Origin of the sequence: Sphingobium sp. YR768, from assembly GCF_900111125.1 — a bacterium.
Lineage (GTDB): Bacteria > Pseudomonadota > Alphaproteobacteria > Sphingomonadales > Sphingomonadaceae > Sphingobium.
Genome location: NZ_FOGE01000077.1, coordinates 1 through 2,012, shown reverse-complemented (window position 1 = coordinate 2,012; position 2,012 = coordinate 1). Strand labels below are relative to the sequence as shown.

Annotated in this window: 1 protein-coding gene, 1 pseudogene and 1 other annotated feature; the gene and the pseudogene both read left to right on the top strand. The window is 56.1% G+C overall.

The window, feature by feature from the left end; translation table 11 throughout:
* The first annotated feature begins 87 nt into the window (after positions 1-87).
* Positions 88-1,167: a TonB-dependent receptor domain-containing protein gene (locus BMX92_RS26680; RefSeq protein WP_256213654.1), complete on the top strand. Its 1,080-nt coding sequence runs from the start codon at positions 88-90 to the stop codon at positions 1,165-1,167.
* 115 nt (positions 1,168-1,282) lie between these two features.
* Positions 1,283-1,900, top strand: a pseudogene (locus tag BMX92_RS26675) (IS3 family transposase); the annotation flags it as partial.
* Positions 1,562-1,678: a sequence feature (AL1L pseudoknot), on the top strand. Its footprint overlaps the pseudogene before it by 117 nt.
* Positions 1,901-2,012: the final 112 nt, after the last annotated feature.

Sequence of the window (2,012 nt, the reverse complement as noted above, 5' to 3'; positions counted from 1 at the left end):
ATCTGCCGCATCCACTGCTCCTAAGCGTGCTCTCGAGAGCGTTCTTAAGAGCAGGCCCCTACCTCACGACAAGGCGCGTCTCGCCGGATGCATACGGAGGAAACGTCCGGCGGCTATCTGCAGTTCGACGTGAAAGGAGACATATTCGGTCTCGAATATACGCTGAATGCGGGCGTCCGATATGTCCGGACAGATCAGGCATCGACCGGATACAATAGCGGTACTTTGGTGGACATCGAACGTAATTATGAAGACTGGCTACCGGCATTGAATATCGCCATATTTCCAACCAGTAACGTGGTGGTGCGTGGTGCGATTGCCGACGTTATCACCCGACCCAGCTTAGCCAACCTCACACCAGGCGGATCTGTTGACGGCTATCGGTATCGCGTCGACTACGGCAATCCGCAGTTGCAACCGTTCCGTGCGACATCTTTTGACTTGGCGTTCGAATGGTATTTCGCCCGCTCTGCAATCTTTTCGGTGGCGCTGTTTGCCAAGGACATCACCGGTTTCCCGGTATCGCAGACTGTGGTGGACACTTATGCCTCGACCGGACTACCACAGTCGCTGTTCGCGCCCGGATCTCCAGCTGTTTCCAATCCAGAGGGGCAGTTGTGGGCAATCAACACCACCGTCAACGGGGGCAATGCTACTCTGAAAGGTATGGAGGTTTCGCTTCAGTCCCCATTTACTTTTTTGCCAGGAATGTGGTCGCGGTTTGGCGGCATCGTCAACGTCACGTTGGTTAAATCTCAAGCCGATTACATCATGACACCCCCGTCGACAACCTTCACGGCCACAGGCGTCGCAACTGCACCATCGCAAAGTTTCAGCACTACCCTGTATGGCCTGTCGAAACGGGCAGTCAACGCGACGCTCTATTATGAGGATGGACGTTTTTCAACTCGTGCTTCGGCTGGCTATCGAAGTGGATTTGTCGATACCGGGAGTTCGAACGGCAATGTGTTCGAGGGTTATAATTCGACTCTTACTATTGATGCATCCATGCGTTACAAGTTGACCGACTGGATCGAACTGTCGTTGGAAGGCATCAACCTGACAGATACATTTCGCGATCGCTACGTCGATCAGGCAACCAATCGTGCGTTCGAGAATAATCATTTCGGTCGGACACTTTTGGCTGGTTTACGTTTCGCCTTGTGAACTTCGGCCGGGACGCATCGACTACTCGGCCCGGCCACTTTTCAGAAAATGCATGACATGACTGAACCGCACCGGGATTGCCGGAGGCCCTAACTCCTGAGAGTGAGGGTCTACGATGAGCAAGACGACGAACAAGTTTGCCCCTGAGGTTCGGCAGCGGGCGATCCGGATGGTACTGGATCACGAGGGGGATTATCCTTCTCGCTGGGCGGCGATCACGTCGGTGGCCGAGAAGATCGGGTGTTCCGGGCACACGCTGCTGGAATGGGTGAAGAAATCCGAGGTGGACAGCGGCAAGCGCGGTGGTGTGCCGACGGACCGCCGAGAAGCTCAAGGCATTGGAGCGTGAAGTCCGCGAACTGCGGCAAGCCAATGAGATCCTGCGCAAGGCGTCGGCATATTTTGCCCAGGCGGAGCTCGACCGCCCGTTCAAACGATGATCGCCTTTATCGACGAACATCGCGATGCCTATGGGGTCGAGCCGATCTGCCGGGTTCTGCCGATCGCCCCATCCACCTATCACGAGCGCCTTGCCAAGCGGCGAGACCCGGCTTTGCAATCTGCTCGTGCCCGGAAGGATGAAGAGCTGAAGCCCGAAGTTCTGCGGGTCTTTGCCGAGAACTTCGGTGTCTACGGTGTGCGCAAAGTGTGGCGGCAGATGAAGCGCGAGGGCTTCGATGTTGCACGCTGCACTGTACAGCGGTTGATGCGAGATCTTGGTCTGCAAGGGGTGTTTTCTCGACCGTCATTCCTGATACTTCTTCCATTGCTCGCGCCGCCGAGCGATGGCCGGTCGGAGCTGTTCGGCGGGCAGCACGCTTTTTTTTGAAGCTCAGTCCTTCGGC

Coding starts and splice junctions, on each gene's coding strand:
- BMX92_RS26680 (WP_256213654.1), top strand. CDS start 88: ATGCATACGGAGGAAACGTCCGGCGGCTATCTGCAGTTCGACGTGAAA.